The 1,262-nt window shown below is 74.9% G+C and carries 1 protein-coding gene and 1 pseudogene; both read right to left on the bottom strand.

What is annotated here, in order from left to right:
* Positions 1-185: 185 nt before the first annotated feature.
* The gene (locus tag ACFU7Z_RS39510) at positions 186-1,013 is read right to left on the bottom strand and encodes an aminoglycoside 3'-phosphotransferase (RefSeq protein WP_380783001.1); all 828 of its coding nucleotides are present in this window, start codon (positions 1,011-1,013) and stop codon (positions 186-188) included.
* A gap of 58 nt (positions 1,014-1,071) precedes the next feature.
* Positions 1,072-1,262: pseudogene (locus tag ACFU7Z_RS39505) on the bottom strand (hypothetical protein); the annotation flags it as partial.

Here is a 1,262-nt window from a genome sequence, read left to right as displayed (position 1 = left end):
CGGCTGCGGTGGCAGCCGGACGCGCCGGATGCCCGCCTGGACGGCAGTGAGCCGGAACTCGACCATGTCCGGCCACTCCGAGAGGACGACCACCACCTATCGCTCATGCGCGGATGCGGTACGGGATCTCGCCAGGCCCCGGTTGTTCGAGAATCGCAGCGGCCACCTCCTGGCCGATGCGGGGCTCAGTCCGTCAGTTCCCACAGCAGCCGGTAGTAGGCGGTCCGCTCCGGGTCCGGGGCGATGCCGTAGGCGTCGAGCAGCGGCTGCTCCCAGCCCGGGCCGTAGTTCCACTGGGTGCTCCAGGTGGCGATGGCGAGGTCGGCCCAGCGGTCGGCGAGGCCGAGGGTGCCGAGGTCGACGTGGCCGGTGTGGGTGCCGTCGTCGCCGATCAGGGTGTTGGGGGCGCAGGCGTCGCCGTGGCAGACGACGAGGTGGTCGATCGGGGGGATGTCGGCGAGGGTGGCCAGGGCGCGTTCGACGGTGCCGTGGTGGCGCAGTTCCTCCGGCCAGTCGGCCGGGTCGGTGCGGCCCGCTTCCGCCTTGGCCCGGGCATTCGACAGGCGTGTTTCGGCGGACCAGTCGAAGGGGCAGTCCGCGACGGGCAGTGCGTCGTGGAGCGCCCGCAGGCCGGCGCCGATGGCGCGGACGGCGGTGGCGGGGTCGCGCTTCCAGTGCTCGTCCACGGCCGACCGGCCGGGCAGGCCCTGGGTGACGAGCCAGGATCCGGTTTCGTCGGCGCCCTCGCCGATGACCGGTGGCACCACGGCGAACCTCGCGGCCCAGCGCAGGCGGACCGCCTCCGCCGCGAGGTCGATGCCAGTGCCGGTGTCGCTGCCGCTGCCGCTGCCGGCCGGCGTCCACTTCACGAACTGCCGGGTGTCGCCGTGGCCGAGCTGGAAGGTCAGTCCGCCGAGTTCGTTCTCCCAGACGGCCCGGACCGGCCGTCCGGCCGCGAGCTCGGTGACGACGGGTGGCGGCTGGACGGGGCCCTGGGGCGCGGCGGCGATCATCCGCCCATTCTCACCGGGGCGGGTGGCAGCCTGCCAACCGTTTTGCGGGGTTCCGCCGCTACCAGGCGGCGGCCCGGAGGACGTCCTGGGCGAGGTCCTCGACCGACCGGTCGTCGGTCGGGACGCGGACCGCGCCGGCGCCGGGATCTCCTGGCGCCGGGATCTCCCGCCGCCGGGAGGGCGGGGCGGCGGCGCTCCCGTTCCCGGGTACGCCGCCGTCCGGCCACCGCCCGTCGGTCTCAGCCGAGC

Source organism: Kitasatospora sp. NPDC057518, from assembly GCF_042802075.1.
GTDB lineage: Bacteria > Actinomycetota > Actinomycetes > Streptomycetales > Streptomycetaceae > Kitasatospora.
This window is presented reverse-complemented; position numbering and strand designations above follow the sequence as displayed.

Coding starts and splice junctions, on each gene's coding strand:
- ACFU7Z_RS39510 (WP_380783001.1), bottom strand. CDS start 1,013: ATGATCGCCGCCGCGCCCCAGGGCCCCGTCCAGCCGCCACCCGTCGTC.